This is a genomic window from Bathymodiolus japonicus methanotrophic gill symbiont (genome assembly GCF_019721995.1).
Taxonomy (GTDB): Bacteria; Pseudomonadota; Gammaproteobacteria; order Methylococcales; family Methylomonadaceae; genus Methyloprofundus.
Map to the genome: position 1 here is coordinate 154,048 of NZ_BLYC01000007.1, position 16,152 is coordinate 170,199.

Genomic DNA, 16,152 nt, shown 5'->3' on the forward strand with positions numbered 1-16,152 from the left:
GCTCACGGTTTCTAGCACCAGCTATTGATCCCAAGCACGCCCAAAAACCCCCACTTAACCTATGGTGCAGCTAAGATTCTTTTGAAAGCACTGTGCAACCAACACCATGCACGAGTGTCCGCGCTCAACTGATTTTTCTAGGATTATCAATCAAGCAAAACTAATCAACCTAATATAATGAAAACGGTAAACAACTGGTGCGATATTATACAATATAGTTTGCTAGCGCCTAGCTGTATCTTATGTGAAAATCGAGGAATGCAGCACATGGATCTATGTCAGCCCTGTTATAGCAGGCTATTACGCGTAGCAGATCATTGTTATTGTTGCGCCAAAGAATTTGCAAGTGAGCATGTAAATCAACAGCTGTGCGGGAAGTGCCAGCAACATCATCCTGCTTTTGATAGAACCTACGCCCCTTTTGTGCATCAGGGAGCGATACGTTATCTGATTAATCATTGTAAATTTAATCGCGCATACAAATACGCTCGGGTATTAGGCCAGTTACTTGCAGAGTTTCTGCAGCATAATGCCCAACTGCCAGAGCTGATTATTCCAGTACCATTGCATCCAAAACGCTATCGTCAAAGAGGCTTCAATCAAACACTGGAAATCGCCAAAATCATTTCCCGTCAACTCGCTATACCTATCGATAACAACAGCTGTTTACATGTAAAAAACACACCTCACCAAATTTCCCTGTCAGGCAAACAAAGGCAGCAAAATATTAAAAATGCATTTCAGATGCAAGCCATACCCAGAGCCAGCCATGTCGCCATACTTGATGATGTGATCACCACTGGCGCAACCGCTAATGAACTCGCCAGGATAATTAAAGCCACCGGGGTTAGCCAAGTAGATTTATGGGTCTGCGCTAGGGCATAAAGCGATCAATCACTGCGATAGTCCTTTGTACCGCCCCCTTGTTCTGCTCTACAAACGCACGACCCGCATCTACCAGCAACGCTTTTTTATCTGGCTGACTCAAGATTAACGCCACATTTTGTTCGATATCCGTTTCATTAAAGCATTGCATTGCCCCGTTAACGTCGAGTAATTGCTGCGCTAATAGCTCTGAATTTTTCATATACGGGCCAAATAGCACTGGCACACCCAGCAAAATCGGCTCAAAAATATTATGCCCACCGATTGGCACCATACTGCCCGCGACAAAGCTGCAGTCAGCAAGCGCATACATCAGTTTCAGCTCGCCCATGGTATCAACTAAATAAACATCGGTATCTGCAGTACAAGTTCTGCTCTCAGTCCTGCTTACAATATTAAGTTTTTCTGTTCGGCATAGCTGAATAATATCGCTCGCACGCTTAGGCTGGCGAGGCACTAATACTAGCAATAGCGTTGGAAACCGCTGCTTTAATCGCTGATACACTTTTAAAAACGCCCCGTCCTCTCCCGGATGGGTACTGCCCACTACAAAAATCAAACGCTGCGCAAATAAACCCTGCTTTATTTTCTTTGCCTGCTGCAGGGTCGCATCAGGAATAGCCATGTCTAATTTCATATTGCCTGAGACCGTGATTTTCTCGGCATTTACGCCTATCTGGCGGTAACGTAGCGCATCATCCTCTGTTTGCACTACGACGCCCTTAATATCCGAAAAAATTCTTTGCAGGAAAAACTGGAGCTTCAGATAAGATTTTACCGACTTTGCTGATAGTCTTGCATTTACAATAAATAACGGAATGGACTTTTCTGCACATTGAATAAATAGCACAGGCCAGATTTCGGTCTCCATAATCACCGCTATCCTGGGTTGAAAATGACTATAAAACCGCGCCATTGCATCGGGCAAATCCAGCGGTAAATAAACATGCTCGACTTTATCACCCTGTAATGCGCAAACTCGCTGATAACCCGGCTCAGTACTGGTCGTTATCAGGATTTTATAAGGGTAATGATCATGAAAATAATTGATTAGCACATTAGCCGCTTCCACTTCACCGACGGAGGCGGCATGCAACCAGATTACCTGCTGATTATGTTTTCCGGCATAAAATCCGAAATATTCTTTCCAGCGAGCATGATAGCTTTTCTTTTTTATACTTCTAAAGTATTGAAAAACTATGAGTAAAGGCAGCACAAGATAGAACAACCCAATATAAAAAAAGTACATCAATAAGATCCACAAAAGCGTTAATTAGTTCTGAGGAATGCACCTTTAAATCGGATACAAGATGTGTGATCGGCATAAACGAACGATATACCTAAAGAATACTAAGCCTGCACGCACGATAAAAATCAACGTGACACAGGCGCTATACTTATAAAAAAACCACTGGTCTGACAGTGCAAACCCAGGCGCGCCATGCTACCTCACGAAATTCCGGGACTCCTGTCGCCGTAATTCGTTCACCTACGCAGCGAATAGGAGATGCTCCAGCCGCCCTGCGTCCGCCACAGACTGAGCACAAAGCAGCTCAGTCATGGCTACCACAAATGGCTCTACGGCTATTCGGGATAAAATTTTAGCCTCCCTCGCGCGCTATCGCGCACTTCGGATTGGCAAATTTCCCTGCGCCTTCTGGAGACTATCAGCCCGTCCGGGGCTGACAGCGAGTGACTTTTAAAGCTTGTACTGCACCCACTAAATAAAACTAACAAATGCGCCCATGAAACTATCATGTTTATTAAGCTTCATAGTTAATGGAATTTAAGGGAGTGCTGATCTACTAGCTTTAGTCTTCTGCTACAACCTGAATGTTCATAGTAACAATAACATCAGCATGTAAACTGATATCAATTGCATAATCACCAACCTGGCGAATAATACCCTCTGGCAAGCGTACTTCGCTCTTATCAACCGATGAGCCAGCCGTTGTAATTGCATCAGCAATATCATTTGTACCTACTGATCCAAACAACTTGCCTTCTTCACCTGCTTTATGCGCAATAACAACTTCAACTTTAGTCAGGCTTTCAGCTCGTTTCTGTGCAGCTGATAATTTTTCCGCCGCTGCTTTTTCTAGCTCCGCTCTACGCGACTCAAATTCAGCGATTTTTTCTTTAGTCGCTAAAACAGCTTTTTTCTGTGGAACCAGAAAATTTCTGGCAAATCCTGATTTCACAACAACTTTATCACCTAGATTACCTAGGTTTACAACTTTCTCAAGAAGGATAACTTCCATCTTTAAATCCTCATAGTTATCGGTGTACCGATCTCACAATACAGTTAAGTACTGGATGGGGGGGTTATGTTTTTTCGTAAATTCAGCCATGTATCGCTGATACCAATAATCGCTACCGGCAGCACAATTTGTGGTACAACAAAGATGCTTATATAAAACAACGGTAGTATAAAGCGCTTTGCTTTAAAAGTCGCTATCAGGGCATGCGCAATAGCTGTTCCAATAAAAGCATATAACATAAATAAAATAATACCTATGTTCCATACTAACTCGGAAAATACGCCTGTGGTCACAGAGGCTACCAATAAGATGACTAGCGTCATTATGGTAAAGCGCTGCGGCATGCGTAAGGACAGGTATTCAGCAGCAAAACCGCCCCGATTATACAGATTAGACTGCCACCAGCGCGCCAGTAATAGGCCTAACAATAAGCCGGTCACCGACCCTGTCGCAAGAATCCCCATCATATATTTAGCCAGCATAACAACAGTCTGCTCAATTTGCTCTACAGGGACTTCTGATACCTGTAACATCGGCTGTAACATGATATTCAGAACTTCCAGCCAGAACATCGCTGGATTTTCTACCATCAAGTAAAAACCTGCCACAAAGAGCACACCTAATACTGACGCCATCTCGAATGCAAGCGACAAATGCCGCCCTTCACGCAGTACCACAGATAGCACCCAGACAGGAAGCCACAAAATAAGTGTATAGCCCAGGGCAAATTGAAAATTACCCAGGACAAAAAAACCTAATATAGCAGCAGCCAAACTGGCACTTAACAAGACTAATATGCCTTCATACCCACCACGACGCAATGTAACTAACGCGAGCGTGGCTGAACTTACAATACTAATGGGAGGCATAAGCAGTGAAAGTAATGCAAAAGAAGCTGCAACGGCCATTGCCTGCATCCGCCCCCGCATTATAAAATTTGGTAAAAAATTCACTGAGCCTACCTGATCTTAATTATTCGTGTGCGTCACAAAAAGGCATCAAGGCAATATAACGTGCGCGCTTAATAGCCGTTGTTATTTGTCTTTGATTTTTTGCTGATGTACCGGTAATACGGCTAGGTACAATTTTTCCTGTTTCAGTCACGAATTCACCAAGCAAATCGATATTTTTATAATCGATTGCATTGCTTTCACCTTCCGCACCAAAAGTATAATGCTTTTTGCGTCTCATTTGACGAGCCATAAGTTTAACCTCTATGTCTATTATTAATTGTTATCAGAATCTGTTTTAACTTCAGCGACTTCTTCAGTTTTTGCAGCTACTTCTTCTGGCGCTGCTGCTTCTGTTTTCGCTACAACTTCTTCTGCTTTCGCATCAGGGACTGTTTTTTCAGCTTTAGCTTCAGCTGCTGGTTTTTCAGTTTTAACTTCTTCAACAGCTGCTGATGCAATCACTGAGGCACCAGTCACAGCCGCACTCATTAATAAAGTCATGCTACGTAGCACGGCATCATTAAAGCGGAAATTACTTTCCAACTCAGCAAGAGTTTCCTGGTCACACTCAATATTCATTAATACATAATGAGCTTTTTGCAGTTTTTTAATTGGATAGGCAAGATGTCTACGTCCCCAATCTTCAAAACGATGAATAGTTCCTGATGTGCCCTCAATAGATGCACGATAGCGATCTATCATTGCAGGTACTTGAGCACTCTGGTCAGGATGAACTAAAAAGACAATTTCATAATGTCGCATAATTTTCCTTTCGGGTTAAAGCCTTCTATCATTATTATATAGTAAGGCAAGGAGGGTTTTTGACGCCCCATTTAAAGAACTCGCCATTATATTTTATATTTACTTTCATTGCAAAATAATAGTTTACCCGAGCCTGTCCACAAATAACCCGCTATTGCCTAAAAATTTCTAACATAATGTAACGCATTAAATTAAAGCTAAAACATCATCTGAATGCTACCTATTACAATAAGCCAATGAAAGTATTATACTTTTTATTATTTAATAACTCACTCATCCGGCAATATAATAGTGCTTCACAGCTTTTTTTCAAAAAAACTCCCTCTACTCAATTCCTGACACTCGATGTTCAAGTTTTTGATATTGAGAAGGTAAAATCAGGCATTCTGAGGTTGTTGTAATTTTATCGGTGTAAGCCCATGTTAATGAATGCCCCAGCCACCTTTATCCAAAGCTATATTGACGATTTAAATGATGCGCTCAATCAGCTAAAACCCGGAGCCGCTTTGACACGGATTCAAGCCGCTTGGTTGGGCACTTGTTTAACGGGCATACTGCTCAGGCGCGCCATGCTACCTCACGAAATTCCGGGACTCCTGTCGCCGTAATTCGTTCACCTACGCAGCGAATAGGAGATGCTCCAGCCGCCCTGCGTCCGCCACAGACTGAGCACAAAGCAGCTCAGTCATGGCTACCTCAAATGGCTCTACGGCTATTCGGGATAAAATTTTAGCCTCCCTCGCGCGCTATCGCGCACTTCGGATTGGCAAATTTCCCTGCGCCTTCTGGAGACTATCAGCCCGTCCGGGGCTGACAGCGAATGAACTCTGTTTGCTGGGCTAAGTTTGAGCGAGCAAGCCTTGGAGACTGCAAAGTAGCCGCATTATCCTGGGTGTTTCGTAAAGCAAGTATACCCTGGGACTGGTTGCTACGGGTGAGTGTGGTCTTAATTTTAAAACGTTATGGCATTACTGAAGGTGTGTTGGCCTTTGATGAATCAGACCGAGCACGATCTAAGTCTACAAAACGTATTTATAAAGTTTACAAGCAGAAACACAAAGGCTCCGGCGGGTATGTTAATGGACAAACGATAGTATTATTGCTGCTAGTTACCTCATCCATTACAGTGCCTGTCGGTTTTTTCTTTTATATGCCGGATCCAGCCTTAAAGCAGTGGGATAAAGAAGATAAACGGTTGAAAAAGAGCGGTATAGCAAAAAAAGATCGGCCTATTAAGCCTGAACGTGACAGTGCCTACCCGACCAAAACAGAGATTGCATTAGGCTTATTAAAAGAGTTTAAAGTTGCGCATAGCCTGATTAAAATTAAAGGCGTACTGGCTGATGCGCTGTATGGTGAAAAAGCCTTTATGGACGAAGCCGCTAAAGAATCTGGAGGCTCGCAGGTGATTAGCCAATTACGTAAAAACCAAAATATTGAATATAGAGGTAGAATAAGGTCAGTCGAGAGCTACTTTAATTCGATTAACAAAGGCATTGATCAGATAATACGTGTACGTGGCGGCAAAGAGATTAAAGTGACTGTCAGCAGTGCACGATTGAATCGGGGAGTCGCTATTTTTGCGAAAGCTTGTTTTGGGCATCCCAGCCCAAGCAAGCAGCAAAAACTTAACGCGACCACTTATGCCTCCGGCGGCCCCGATTCGTCCTCGTCACCTCGTCCCGACCCAACAAGGGGTCGGAACATAGGCTCCAAATGACTTGACGCCGTGTCGGATGGCCTTTTATTTTGTCTCCACCTTCGCTAACGCTCAGACTCCGAAAAAACAACGGCCCTACGGCTATCGCGGACTAAAAATCTTCACTTCGCTAAAGCTCCGTTTCCCTGATTTTCAGCGGGTGAGTTCTCACAGTAAAAAACGCTTTGTCATTGCCTTAAAATATGAGGGTGAAAACGACTATCGCTATTTAGTGGCGACAGACCTGACTTGGCGCACACAAGATATTATTCAAGCCTATACGTTGAGATGGCTGATTGAGGTTTTCTTTGAGGACTGGAAGCTTTATGAAGGATGGGGGCGTGAGGCCAAACAATTACAGGCGCGCCATGCTACCTCACGAAATTCCGGGACTCCTGTCGCCGTAATTCGTTCACCTACGCAGCGAATAGGAGATGCTCCAGCCGCCCTGCGTCCGCCACAGACTGAGCACAAAGCAGATCAGTCATGGCTACCACAAATGGCTCTACGGCTATTCGGGATAAAATTTTAGCCTCCCTCGCGCGCTATCGCGCACTTCGGATTGGCAAATTTCCCTGCGCCTTCTGGAGACTATCAGCCCGTCCGGGGCTGACAGCGGAAGAAGGTCGCCCGGGTGAGCTATTGCCGGTAATGGAAGATGAGCATGGTACTTATATTATGAATTCCAAAGATTTACGCGCCATCGAACACGTACAGCGCCTAGTAGAAATCGGGGTGGATAGTTTAAAAATCGAGGGACGTACTAAATCGCATTATTATGTTGCCAGAACAGCGCAGACTTATAAACAAGCCATTAACGATGCACTAGCGAGCAAGGACTTCCAGTCTGAATTGATACAGGCGCGCCATGCTACCTCACGAAATTCCGGGACTCCTGTCGCCATAATTCGTTCACCTACGCAGCGGATGGGAGATGCCCTGAACGCCCTGCGTCCGCAACGACTACGCACAAAAGCCGCTTCGTCATTACTACCTCACTGGCTAGACGGCTATTCGGAATGCAATTCTTGCTCCTCTCGCGTGCTGCTAGCACACGTCGAATCAGCAAATTGCCCTGTCGCCTATCAGGGACTAAAAATCAACACTTCGCTAAGCTCCGTTTCCATGATTTTCAGCGGGCGTACTAGAAAATCTGGCTAACCGTGGTTATACCGATGGTTTTTATCAACAACATCATACCCACGAATATCAAAACTACCTAACACTCGATGTTCAAGTTTTTTAACTGATTGATTTTATTGATAATTTTACTGACAAAGAAAGCATCAACATCATTGTAAATCAATCACTTATAAAACAAAGCCGGAAAAATTTACTTTTCTTAGCCCAGTTATAGCTGAAAACTTGAACATCGAGTAACAGGCTACTCAAAAAGTCATCAGCAACAATTTTGTGGCGAAATCAGGGCCTATGATGCAGATACCGGCCTGGCTGAAATTCTGGTAAAAAATAAATTTTCCGTTGGAGATAAACTGGAGTTTATACATCCTGAAGGAAATCATGATATTATCGTTGAACACATGGAAGATATGTATGGTCATGAAATGCAAGAAGCATCAGGTGGCGGATATGAAGTTAAAATTCCTATCCCATCTTTTCAAACTGAAGTTTCCCAATTATTGAGTAGCTGAAATACACAATGCTGGTGTATCGAGGTTTATTTTAGGTGGTTTTGCCATGTTTATAGCAAACCCCTACTTAATTCCCCTTAGGCAATAGCATTTGAAACGAATGAAAAGACTATTTTTTTCATATAGTTGTAGCATAGTTCCAATTTTACCATAAATAATTATTGGGAAACTTCAGTTTTCAAAATAAACTGGGTTTATTAGCCCGGTATCTTTAATTTAGATTAGGAAAGAATTATGAAAGCTAATGTAGGTGGACTCGATAAGGAACTTAGAATTGCTGCTGGTTTAATTATTATAGCAGCAGGCGCATTCTTTCAATCCTGGTGGGGGAGCCGTAGGGATTATTCCTCTGGCAACAGCGCTGATTAACTGGTGTCCTGCGTACCTTCCATTTAATATATCAACCTGCGAAACAAAAACAACTGATAACTAATAAACAAAATACACGAGTATGGAGTCCAGTATATACTTCACGCGGTCACGGGTGCGGAAAATATAGTAAGCTGATTTTTGTCGAGAGCAAGGCGCTGAAACTAGCGCATAGCTGGCTACGTAACGGTTTCAGCAACGTAGCTATTGGCAAAAACTCAGCCGCTAGAAATCAACAGTCGTGACCGTGCGAAGTATAGTAGCCCATTAATTGATAATACTTCGAGAATTCTGCACTAGTCTCTATGCCTTACCACTCTGCTCACATTTCATGATATTCACAACTGCTGACCTTTGCGACAAGCTTGCTTTTGATACCGATGTTCAAATAGCTGAACCGATTTTCAGATCATTTGGTAGCAAACACAGCTTTTCAGGGAAAATCAGCACCGTTAAAGTATTTGAAGACAATGTATTAATACACACATTATTAGAGCAAAAAGTCAGCCAGCGCGTTCTGGTTATTGATGGCGGCGGCTCTCACCGCTGCGCATTACTAGGTGGAAATCTAGCAAAAATTGCCTTGCAAACGGCTGGCCGGGCATCATTATTTACGGATGCATCCGTGACTCAAACAAAATCAACCAGTTACCCATCGGCATACGCGCATTACACGCTTACCCGCTAAAAAGTCATAAAAAAGGCACCGACGAGCTAGGGGGCACCTGCGTGTTTGCCGGCATCCATTTTAAAACTGATCATTATCTGTATGCAGATAATGACGGTATTATCGTTTCTCAAAATCCATTACTTACTGAAGACCATGAAAATTGAACTTGCAAACCCTAGGGGTTTTTGTGCCGGTGTAGACCGCGCCATTGAAATTGTAGACCGCGCTATTGAAGCATTTGGCGCACCCATTTATGTCCGTCATGAAGTGGTACACAACCGTACCGTGGTTGATGGGCTTAGAGAAAAAGGCGCGATTTTTATCGAGGAATTAAGCGATGTCCCGGAAGGCTCATATCTCATTTTTAGTGCGCATGGCGTCTCTAAAAAAGTACAGAAAGAAGCAATAGAAAGAAATCTGACGGTATTCGATGCAACCTGCCCGCTGGTTACCAAGGTGCATATACAAGTGGCCAAACACGCCAAAGCTGACCGAGAAGTTTTCCTGATTGGACATGCAGGTCATCCAGAAGTTGAAGGCACCATGGGACAATATGAAAAATGCACTGAAAATGGTGCTATTTACCTGGTTGAAACACCCTATGATGTTAGGGCAACTAAAGTTAATAACCCAAAAAATCTTGCCTATGTCACGCAAACCACTTTATCTATGACTGATACCAGCGTTATGGTTGATGCGCTACATGAGCACTTCCCGCATATTCAGGAGCAAAAGAAAGACGATATCTGCTATGCCACTCAAAACCGCCAGGACGCAGTACATGACCTTGCAGAAAATGCCGATATTATCCTGGTTGTTGGCTCACCTAATAGCTCTAACTCTAACCGCCTAAGAGAAATTGCAGAACAACTGGGCAAATCAGCACACCTGATCGATACTGCAGCAGATATGGATAAAGATTGGTTCAATGAAGTCGATGTCGTAGGCGTTACAGCCGGTGCCTCTGCTCCCGAAGTACTAGTACAGGAAGTTATCAGCCAACTACAGGACTGGGGCGGCGAAACTGCAAGTGAGATTAAAGGGATAGAAGAGAAAGTGGTCTTTACCTTACCTAAAGAATTAAAGTTACATATGGATAATCGTTAATTCAAAGCGCCTGAACACGCTTTACATCACCTGTAGAACGGACTTTAGTCCGCTATAAGCCACATTTGCAGATAGCTGTTGTGGACTGAGGTCCGCTCTACCACGGTTATAAATTCTTTGTGCTAAACACTCATCATGAAAACTGATTTCTTCCTCTATGATACTGAACAATTAAATACCCTCGCTACAGCAGACACGGTAAAACAAGGCCTAGCCTATTTTACTGAAAATCGCGTGTTTGCTCTCAGTGCAGAAGAGGATCATCTCACTTCTCAGGTAGAAGGTTCATTAATAGACAAGCCTTATTGGGTAGAATTGTCGAGAAGTAGTGATAATGAATTACTTGTACAATGCGACTGTCATTCAGAAATTCAAGTATGCAAACATGCCATAGCTACACTCTATAGCTATGCTGAAGATTGCCTTAATCGTGAACAGGAAAACTTTAGCGGAGCAGTTGACGAGGCAGTTAAAGAACGAGTAAAAAAAGGCCGCAACGAAGTCAGTGTTAAATTAATCAGTGGCAACCTGGCTTTCGGACTATGGCAGGCTAAATCTATTATTTCTGCTACTTACCGGCCTACATCGTATCATGTTTATATTCGCTCCCTGGAGCAACGCAAAAATCATTGCACCTGCCCAGATTTGGCAAACAATCGCTTAGGTACCTGTAAACATATTGAAGCCGTCTTGCATTATGCTAAGAAACAGCCAGGATACGATAAACTCTTAGCGCTAGGCACTCCTACTTCATTTGTTTATTTAGCCTGGGAGTCTGCAACCGAACCTGTTATTCGCCTGCATAAAGCACCCAATATTGAAGCTAACCTAAGCGATGAATTAGCTGAGTTTTTTACTAGCGACAACTGCTTTAAAGGCCGTTTACCCGAAGATTTTAATTACTTTGTCGAGAAGTTTAATGCTTACTCTGGGAGCCACCTCCCCCGCTAATGCTCAAGTCATTTATGAAGCAAAAGAGACACAGCAGGAAAGCCTCAATCCATTAATTAAAATAGCACAAGCTAAGCTACGTTCTGCCGAGGTTCTGGTGGAGCAGCAATGCTACGCAGGCGTGATGGAAATTTTAGCGGCAACTAGCCTGGCCGTTGCGGCAATAGCCAGCGGCCAACAACAAGTACCTAAGCTGGAAAAAGCCACTGTATGGCTATACAGCGACGTGCTGCCAAAACAACTGATGAGCGCAGAGCAAATAGCGACAATTGTCAGGATTATTGCCTTAAGTCAAAATATTGAGGTCCCTGATGCATTAGTGCAACAATCATTACTTGATACTCAATCATTGTTCGCGCAATACGGATAAGAACATGAAGAGTTTCACTCCCTGTAGGGCGCGGCTTTAGCCCGCTAATAAGCTAGGGGCATGCTGATGGCGGGCTAAAGCCGCGCCCTACAGAGAAACTATTCAGCTTTGGGCTCGATATTGCCCCAACACGGCTCCCTTTCGGATATTGCCATTAGCTTAGCAAACTCCGCTTCGGCAATAATATCCTGATTATTCTCTACCCTATCAAGATACACCAGACCATCAAGATGGTCATATTCATGCTGGAAAACACGCGCAATAAATCCAGCAAATTTCTGCGTAATCTCCTGGCCTTCGATACTTGTATAAGTCACTGTTATATCCGTATATCGAGGTACTTTAGCCCTAATACCCGGAATACTTAAGCAGCCTTCCCAGTCTTTTTCGCGTGTCTCACGCAATGATTCAAAGCTAGGATTAATCATTAGTACCGGCTCCATATCAGACGCATAAGGATAACGCTCGGATGGCCTGGATGCAATAATCATCATCCGCCATGACTCCGAAATTTGTGGCGCTGCTATTCCCACACCATTCGTGTCCGCCAGCGTGGTAAACATATGACTGACAATCGACTGCATCTCTGGCGCGTGGATATCTTGTACTTGTTTTGCCTGCTGGCGCAAAACCTTTGCACCCAACTGTGCTATTTCACGTACTTCGCTCATGCTTCAAACTCGATCTCATAACCGGTAAATTTGCGGATATTAATCACTCCGCTATCCAGTAATAGATACTGTCCTTTAATCCCTTGCAACACCCCTTCAACCTCCGCCACTTTATCAAAATTAAACGACTTTACCTTGGCCGGGTATTGTTCAACAGGATAAATAATATCAACTACTTTTTCGCCGGGCAAAAACTCTATCGCCTGACTACCAAATTTCTCACTGATCGCGGCTAATTGCGGCTGGCACTCAGCCAGTAATTCATCACGTCTGGTGAGCAGGTCCACAGGCGTCTGCATATTCTTTAGCATCTTTTGCCAGCTGGTTTTATCACTGACATGTTCTGCTATCGCGATCTCAGCCAGACCTGAAACAAACCGTGAAGCAACTTTTAAGATAGGCAATGCCTGGATCGCACCCTGATCTATCCAGCGCGTTGGAACCTGCGTATGCCGGGTAATGCCAACCTTAATACCCGATGAATTTGCCAGATATACATAATGCGGCTGAAAGCAAAACTCATCACCCCAGGCAGGTTCGCGACATGTCCCCGCATCATAGTGACATAATTCAGGCTTCATAATACACATATCGCATTGCGCCAGCTTGATAAAACATGGGTAGCAAAAGCCCTGATTAAAGCTCTTTTTAATTGCGCGCTGACAATGCACACAGAAAATATTGCCCGTGTAAGTAAGCTTGATTTCCTTGCCAATAAAAGGATTTAATTCGATTAACTGCTCACCAACCGGCAAATGATACTTTACCGGCGGCTGCAATTCAGTTGTCATCTTGCGTAATGTTCCCAGCACCTACTCCACCCTTCAAAATCCAAGCCTGGAAAATAGACTGCGCATACGCCCCAGGACAATTAAACAAATTTCAGCACTCAAAGTATAAAGAAAATGCGTATAATTACATAGTAATTAATTTTTAACTTTTTAGAGAACCATTATGTCATTTGAAAATGTCACACCAGGCAAAGACCTTCCTAGCGACATCAACGTTATTATAGAAATCCCTGCTTACAGCGACCCCGTTAAGTATGAAGTCGACAAAGAAACCGGCGCACTAACGGTAGACCGTTTTATGGGTACCGCCATGCAATATCCGGCTAACTATGGTTATATCCCCCAGACTCTATCCGACGACGGTGACCCTGTTGATGTACTGGTTATCACACCTCAGCCGATTATTGGCGGTAGTGTAATTCGCTGTCGTCCGATTGGCATACTGAAAATGTCTGACGAAGCGGGTGAGGATGCCAAGATTCTAGCCGTTCCAGTGCAAAAGCTGACGCAGTACTATAATAAAATTGAAACCTATCAGGACTTCCCTGAAGCGGAGCTAGATAAAATCTCGCATTTCTTTGAGCATTACAAAGATTTAGAGAAAGGCAAATGGGTCAAAGTTGAAGGCTGGTTTGGCATAGCGGAAGCAGAAGCAGAGATTCTGTCAAGTATCGAACGCTATAATAAATAGGCGTAGGCCGGGTTAGCTTATCAAGCGTAGCGCGATAAGCTAACCCAGCACACTTTTTCAGCATATACAAGCAGTACAATACCCTGCCGGATTTCGTTCTTTCATACTCCGCAATAAAAAATCTCATCCAACCTACAGTATTACTAATACCCATCGGTATTTTTTTCTACCCAGCGACTATTATCATCGACCAGTATCTCTTTCTTCCAGAAAGGGACCTGCGACTTGAGCGCTTCCATAATAAAACGACTGGCATCAAATGCTGCTCCACGACGTACTGACCAGATAGCAACCAATACCAGAACATCGTCAGGAAAAACATCACCGACGCGATGAACCACTAATGAATCCAGAAAATCCCATTGCTTCCCAGCCTTGGCCACCACACGCGCCAATTGTTTTTCGGTCATTCCCGGATAATGCTCCAAAGTCATGCCTTTAACACTATCGCCCTCATTCAAATCACGCATAGTCCCGATAAACAGGTTAGTCGCGCCATATTTCCCAGCTAGCGACTGTTGCTGCTGTTGATAGGCATGAACTTCTTGAAACGGATCAAAACCGCTAGATACAATTTTAATCATTTAACCTCCGGTAACAGGCGGAAAAAACGCAACTTCATCGCCATCATGTACCTGATGCGCCAGAGTGACATATTCCATATTCACAGCCGTCAGAGTATTATCAGGGATGGCTTGTTCTGGCATCACCTGCTCCCAGACTTCAGCAACACTAATGCTTTTTTCAAAGTCAAGACTATCTTTATCACGCCCCAGGTTTTCTTTTAAACTTGCAAAATAACGTACTTTTATCGCCATAGCCATTCACTCATGCACTAAAAAAATAGATAATATACAGAGATCGCCTATCTCATGCTAGGCTTAAACTTGAATGTAGCGCGTGGCTTTATCCCGCTTTTTAAACTACAGCCAATATTTGCGGGCTAAAGCCACGCTCTACAGTCCGCATTACCTGACACCAAACTCTATGACAAAACTAACCCATTTCAATCAATCCGGTGAAGCCCATATGGTAGATGTCGGCCATAAAGCCATTACCCAGCGCACAGCAATCACGACAGGCTATATTGAAATGCTACCTGAAACCCTGATATTAATCACTAGTGGGCTACATAAGAAAGGAGATGTACTTTCCATTGCCCGCATTGCAGGCATTATGGCGAGTAAAAGAACCGCTGATTTAATCCCGCTATGTCATCCGTTACCGATAACCCATGTAGAAGTTAATTTTACTAGCGACACAGAAAATCACCGCATTCATTGCAGCACCATAGTAAAAACCAATGGCCAGACCGGCGTGGAAATGGAAGCACTGACCGCAACGCAAATCGCCTTGCTAACCATTTACGATATGTGCAAAGCGGTAGACCGGGGCATGAGTATTAACCAGGTTCGACTGGAAGAAAAGTCGGGCGGCAAGTCTGGACAATGGCTGCGAACTGGGCACAAATAGTCAGGTGAGCTATTTTACCGATGCCCTTATTTCAGCCACAGAGCTATTACTGCAATTTAACCCCGAAATCTACCTGATCGTCTGGACATCACTCAAAATAGCACTGATAGCAACAATGTTTGCTGCTGTGCTCGCAATCCCAATCGGAATTATCATTGCCGTCAACTCATTTATCGGCAAAAGTATGGTATTGCAATTATTACATACCCTGATGGCCATGCCTACGGTAATGATTGGCCTGATTTTCTATGGTTTGCTCAGTCGCCGCAGTGCATTCGGTGACTTTGGGTTACTATATACAGAATCCGCCGTTATTATTGGCGAAGCCAGCTTAATTTTGCCCATTATTATTAATATGACGGTCGTTGCCGTACAGTCGGCCGATGCCCGGTTGCTACCGACACTACAATCATTGGGAGCAAGCCAGACCCAATTAATCCTGCCACTACTGCGAGAATTACGTTATGTCATTCTTGCTGCTGTTATCACTGGTTTTGGTCGCGCAATTGGTGAAGTGGGAGCTGCAATGATGCTGGGTGGTAATATTCAGGGTGCGACTCGCACTATGACTACCGCCATTGCCTTGGAAACTAGTAAGGGTGACTTTGAACTAGGTCTGGCATTAGGCATAGTGTTATTAATTATTGCCTTTACAGTGAACTTCTTACTGCAACAACTTAGTCCAAAATACAACGGGTAGAGTATGGGAAGCAGAGAATGTTTCCAGCCATAAAATCGTGCTATTATAAATAGCAGGGCATACTGTTTCGCAAAACCACGCAATGACTAGAATATTTGCGTCTCAAACCCCCAGCTACCTTTCTAACTAAATATCACCTATTTAACG

General features: G+C 43.8%; 23 protein-coding genes and 4 pseudogenes. 17 read left to right on the forward strand and 10 right to left on the reverse strand.

Annotated features, from left to right (window positions below; translation table 11 throughout):
- Positions 1-177 precede the first annotated feature (177 nt).
- Positions 178-885, forward strand: a complete 708-nt coding sequence (locus tag K6984_RS12075) for a ComF family protein (protein ID WP_221895755.1) — start codon at positions 178-180, stop codon at positions 883-885.
- Here the strand turns inward: K6984_RS12075 and waaA are convergent.
- Together waaA and K6984_RS12085 are read right to left on the reverse strand one after the other, a co-directional pair.
- Positions 875-2,149 carry a lipid IV(A) 3-deoxy-D-manno-octulosonic acid transferase gene (gene waaA / locus K6984_RS12080; RefSeq protein WP_221895756.1) on the reverse strand — a complete coding sequence of 425 codons (1,275 nt, stop codon included), beginning with the start codon at positions 2,147-2,149 and terminating at the stop codon, positions 875-877. The two genes, K6984_RS12075 and waaA, sit on opposite strands and share 11 nt — an antisense overlap.
- Before the next feature lie 133 nt (positions 2,150-2,282).
- Entirely contained in the window at positions 2,283-2,432 is a 150-nt protein-coding gene (locus K6984_RS12085) for a hypothetical protein (protein WP_221895757.1), read from the reverse strand.
- A gap of 12 nt (positions 2,433-2,444) precedes the next feature.
- Here K6984_RS12085 and K6984_RS12090 point away from each other — a divergent pair, with 12 nt between their 5' ends.
- Positions 2,445-2,588 (forward strand): hypothetical protein, encoded by a 144-nt coding sequence (locus K6984_RS12090; protein WP_221895758.1) that lies wholly within the window; start codon positions 2,445-2,447, stop codon positions 2,586-2,588.
- A 108-nt stretch (positions 2,589-2,696) separates the two neighbouring features.
- On the opposite strand, the gene rplI is transcribed toward K6984_RS12090, so the two are convergent.
- From rplI to rpsF, 4 genes are read right to left on the reverse strand one after another with little or no spacing between them, the layout of a single operon-like run.
- The gene (rplI, locus tag K6984_RS12095) at positions 2,697-3,146 is read right to left on the reverse strand and encodes a 50S ribosomal protein L9 (RefSeq protein WP_221895759.1); all 450 of its coding nucleotides are present in this window, start codon (positions 3,144-3,146) and stop codon (positions 2,697-2,699) included.
- Positions 3,147-3,190: 44 nt separating this feature from the next.
- Entirely contained in the window at positions 3,191-4,063 is an 873-nt protein-coding gene (locus K6984_RS12100) for a DUF2232 domain-containing protein (protein WP_221895760.1), read from the reverse strand.
- Positions 4,064-4,118: 55 nt separating this feature from the next.
- Entirely contained in the window at positions 4,119-4,349 is a 231-nt protein-coding gene (gene rpsR, locus K6984_RS12105; RefSeq protein WP_221895761.1) for a 30S ribosomal protein S18, read from the reverse strand.
- A 23-nt stretch (positions 4,350-4,372) separates the two neighbouring features.
- On the reverse strand, positions 4,373-4,861 hold the full coding sequence (gene rpsF, locus K6984_RS12110; protein ID WP_221895762.1) for a 30S ribosomal protein S6: 489 nt from the start codon (positions 4,859-4,861) through the stop codon (positions 4,373-4,375).
- Between the two features lie 419 nt (positions 4,862-5,280).
- Here rpsF and K6984_RS12115 point away from each other — a divergent pair, with 419 nt between their 5' ends.
- The 12 genes and pseudogenes from K6984_RS12115 (at position 5,281) to K6984_RS12165 (ending at position 11,679) form a co-directional block, all read left to right on the forward strand.
- Positions 5,281-5,469 carry a hypothetical protein gene (locus tag K6984_RS12115; RefSeq protein ID WP_221895763.1) on the forward strand — a complete coding sequence of 63 codons (189 nt, stop codon included), beginning with the start codon at positions 5,281-5,283 and terminating at the stop codon, positions 5,467-5,469.
- A 79-nt stretch (positions 5,470-5,548) separates the two neighbouring features.
- Positions 5,549-5,704, forward strand: coding sequence for a hypothetical protein (locus K6984_RS12120; protein WP_221895764.1), 156 nt, complete (start codon positions 5,549-5,551; stop codon positions 5,702-5,704).
- Positions 5,682-6,581, forward strand: coding sequence for a transposase (locus K6984_RS12125; RefSeq protein ID WP_221895765.1), 900 nt, complete (start codon positions 5,682-5,684; stop codon positions 6,579-6,581). Before K6984_RS12120 ends, K6984_RS12125 begins: the two co-directional genes overlap by 23 nt.
- 139 nt (positions 6,582-6,720) lie before the next feature.
- Positions 6,721-6,942 (forward strand): annotated as a pseudogene (locus K6984_RS36155) (IS701 family transposase); the annotation flags it as partial.
- A 227-nt stretch (positions 6,943-7,169) separates the two neighbouring features.
- A pseudogene (locus K6984_RS12135) lies at positions 7,170-7,404 on the forward strand (U32 family peptidase); the annotation flags it as partial.
- 568 nt (positions 7,405-7,972) lie between these two features.
- Positions 7,973-8,212: pseudogene (locus K6984_RS12140) on the forward strand (U32 family peptidase C-terminal domain-containing protein); the annotation flags it as partial.
- Between the two features lie 234 nt (positions 8,213-8,446).
- Entirely contained in the window at positions 8,447-8,581 is a 135-nt protein-coding gene (locus K6984_RS12145; protein ID WP_420831662.1) for a YgaP-like transmembrane domain, read from the forward strand.
- The gene (locus K6984_RS36160) at positions 8,577-8,645 is read left to right on the forward strand and encodes a YgaP family membrane protein (protein ID WP_420831664.1); all 69 of its coding nucleotides are present in this window, start codon (positions 8,577-8,579) and stop codon (positions 8,643-8,645) included. The genes K6984_RS12145 and K6984_RS36160 overlap by 5 nt, the downstream gene beginning before the upstream one ends.
- A 267-nt stretch (positions 8,646-8,912) precedes the next feature.
- A pseudogene (gene rraA / locus K6984_RS12150) lies at positions 8,913-9,415 on the forward strand (ribonuclease E activity regulator RraA).
- Positions 9,405-10,358 carry a 4-hydroxy-3-methylbut-2-enyl diphosphate reductase gene (gene ispH, locus K6984_RS12155; RefSeq protein WP_221895811.1) on the forward strand — a complete coding sequence of 318 codons (954 nt, stop codon included), beginning with the start codon at positions 9,405-9,407 and terminating at the stop codon, positions 10,356-10,358. Before rraA ends, ispH begins: the two are co-directional and overlap by 11 nt.
- A 135-nt stretch (positions 10,359-10,493) precedes the next feature.
- Positions 10,494-11,309, forward strand: coding sequence for an SWIM zinc finger family protein (locus K6984_RS12160; protein WP_221895766.1), 816 nt, complete (start codon positions 10,494-10,496; stop codon positions 11,307-11,309).
- Positions 11,278-11,679, forward strand: coding sequence for a hypothetical protein (locus tag K6984_RS12165; protein WP_221895767.1), 402 nt, complete (start codon positions 11,278-11,280; stop codon positions 11,677-11,679). The genes K6984_RS12160 and K6984_RS12165 overlap by 32 nt, the downstream gene beginning before the upstream one ends.
- A 98-nt stretch (positions 11,680-11,777) precedes the next feature.
- On the opposite strand, the gene def is transcribed toward K6984_RS12165, so the two are convergent.
- Positions 11,778-12,350 (reverse strand): peptide deformylase, encoded by a 573-nt coding sequence (gene def / locus K6984_RS12170; RefSeq protein ID WP_221895768.1) that lies wholly within the window; start codon positions 12,348-12,350, stop codon positions 11,778-11,780.
- Positions 12,347-13,162, reverse strand: a complete 816-nt coding sequence (locus K6984_RS12175) for a DUF2797 domain-containing protein (RefSeq protein ID WP_230988043.1) — start codon at positions 13,160-13,162, stop codon at positions 12,347-12,349. Before K6984_RS12175 ends, def begins: the two co-directional genes overlap by 4 nt.
- A gap of 142 nt (positions 13,163-13,304) precedes the next feature.
- Here K6984_RS12175 and ppa point away from each other — a divergent pair, with 142 nt between their 5' ends.
- Positions 13,305-13,832 (forward strand): inorganic diphosphatase, encoded by a 528-nt coding sequence (gene ppa / locus K6984_RS12180; protein ID WP_221895769.1) that lies wholly within the window; start codon positions 13,305-13,307, stop codon positions 13,830-13,832.
- A gap of 143 nt (positions 13,833-13,975) precedes the next feature.
- On the opposite strand, the gene K6984_RS12185 is transcribed toward ppa, so the two are convergent.
- Positions 13,976-14,416: a molybdenum cofactor biosynthesis protein MoaE gene (locus tag K6984_RS12185; RefSeq protein ID WP_221895770.1), complete on the reverse strand. Its 441-nt coding sequence runs from the start codon at positions 14,414-14,416 to the stop codon at positions 13,976-13,978.
- The gene (locus K6984_RS12190; protein WP_221895771.1) at positions 14,417-14,650 is read right to left on the reverse strand and encodes a MoaD/ThiS family protein; all 234 of its coding nucleotides are present in this window, start codon (positions 14,648-14,650) and stop codon (positions 14,417-14,419) included.
- A 169-nt stretch (positions 14,651-14,819) separates the two neighbouring features.
- Here K6984_RS12190 and moaC point away from each other — a divergent pair, with 169 nt between their 5' ends.
- Positions 14,820-15,305 (forward strand): cyclic pyranopterin monophosphate synthase MoaC, encoded by a 486-nt coding sequence (moaC, locus tag K6984_RS12195; RefSeq protein ID WP_221895813.1) that lies wholly within the window; start codon positions 14,820-14,822, stop codon positions 15,303-15,305.
- Between the two features lie 4 nt (positions 15,306-15,309).
- The gene (locus K6984_RS12200) at positions 15,310-16,005 is read left to right on the forward strand and encodes an ABC transporter permease (RefSeq protein WP_221895772.1); all 696 of its coding nucleotides are present in this window, start codon (positions 15,310-15,312) and stop codon (positions 16,003-16,005) included.
- Positions 16,006-16,152: the final 147 nt, after the last annotated feature.

Excerpts from the sequence above, each read along its gene's own strand:
- K6984_RS12075 (WP_221895755.1), top strand. The coding sequence starts at position 178 with ATGAAAACGGTAAACAACTGGTGCGATATTATACAATATAGTTTGCTA.
- K6984_RS12090 (WP_221895758.1), top strand. The coding sequence starts at position 2,445 with ATGGCTACCACAAATGGCTCTACGGCTATTCGGGATAAAATTTTAGCC.
- rplI (WP_221895759.1), bottom strand. The coding sequence starts at position 3,146 with ATGGAAGTTATCCTTCTTGAGAAAGTTGTAAACCTAGGTAATCTAGGT.
- K6984_RS12100 (WP_221895760.1), bottom strand. The coding sequence starts at position 4,063 with ATGCAGGCAATGGCCGTTGCAGCTTCTTTTGCATTACTTTCACTGCTT.
- rpsR (WP_221895761.1), bottom strand. The coding sequence starts at position 4,349 with ATGGCTCGTCAAATGAGACGCAAAAAGCATTATACTTTTGGTGCGGAA.
- rpsF (WP_221895762.1), bottom strand. The coding sequence starts at position 4,861 with ATGCGACATTATGAAATTGTCTTTTTAGTTCATCCTGACCAGAGTGCT.
- K6984_RS12115 (WP_221895763.1), top strand. The coding sequence starts at position 5,281 with ATGTTAATGAATGCCCCAGCCACCTTTATCCAAAGCTATATTGACGAT.
- K6984_RS12120 (WP_221895764.1), top strand. The coding sequence starts at position 5,549 with ATGGCTACCTCAAATGGCTCTACGGCTATTCGGGATAAAATTTTAGCC.
- K6984_RS12125 (WP_221895765.1), top strand. The coding sequence starts at position 5,682 with ATGAACTCTGTTTGCTGGGCTAAGTTTGAGCGAGCAAGCCTTGGAGAC.
- K6984_RS12145 (WP_420831662.1), top strand. The coding sequence starts at position 8,447 with ATGAAAGCTAATGTAGGTGGACTCGATAAGGAACTTAGAATTGCTGCT.
- ispH (WP_221895811.1), top strand. The coding sequence starts at position 9,405 with ATGAAAATTGAACTTGCAAACCCTAGGGGTTTTTGTGCCGGTGTAGAC.
- K6984_RS12160 (WP_221895766.1), top strand. The coding sequence starts at position 10,494 with ATGAAAACTGATTTCTTCCTCTATGATACTGAACAATTAAATACCCTC.
- K6984_RS12165 (WP_221895767.1), top strand. The coding sequence starts at position 11,278 with ATGCTTACTCTGGGAGCCACCTCCCCCGCTAATGCTCAAGTCATTTAT.
- def (WP_221895768.1), bottom strand. The coding sequence starts at position 12,350 with ATGAGCGAAGTACGTGAAATAGCACAGTTGGGTGCAAAGGTTTTGCGC.
- ppa (WP_221895769.1), top strand. The coding sequence starts at position 13,305 with ATGTCATTTGAAAATGTCACACCAGGCAAAGACCTTCCTAGCGACATC.
- K6984_RS12185 (WP_221895770.1), bottom strand. The coding sequence starts at position 14,416 with ATGATTAAAATTGTATCTAGCGGTTTTGATCCGTTTCAAGAAGTTCAT.
- K6984_RS12190 (WP_221895771.1), bottom strand. The coding sequence starts at position 14,650 with ATGGCGATAAAAGTACGTTATTTTGCAAGTTTAAAAGAAAACCTGGGG.
- moaC (WP_221895813.1), top strand. The coding sequence starts at position 14,820 with ATGACAAAACTAACCCATTTCAATCAATCCGGTGAAGCCCATATGGTA.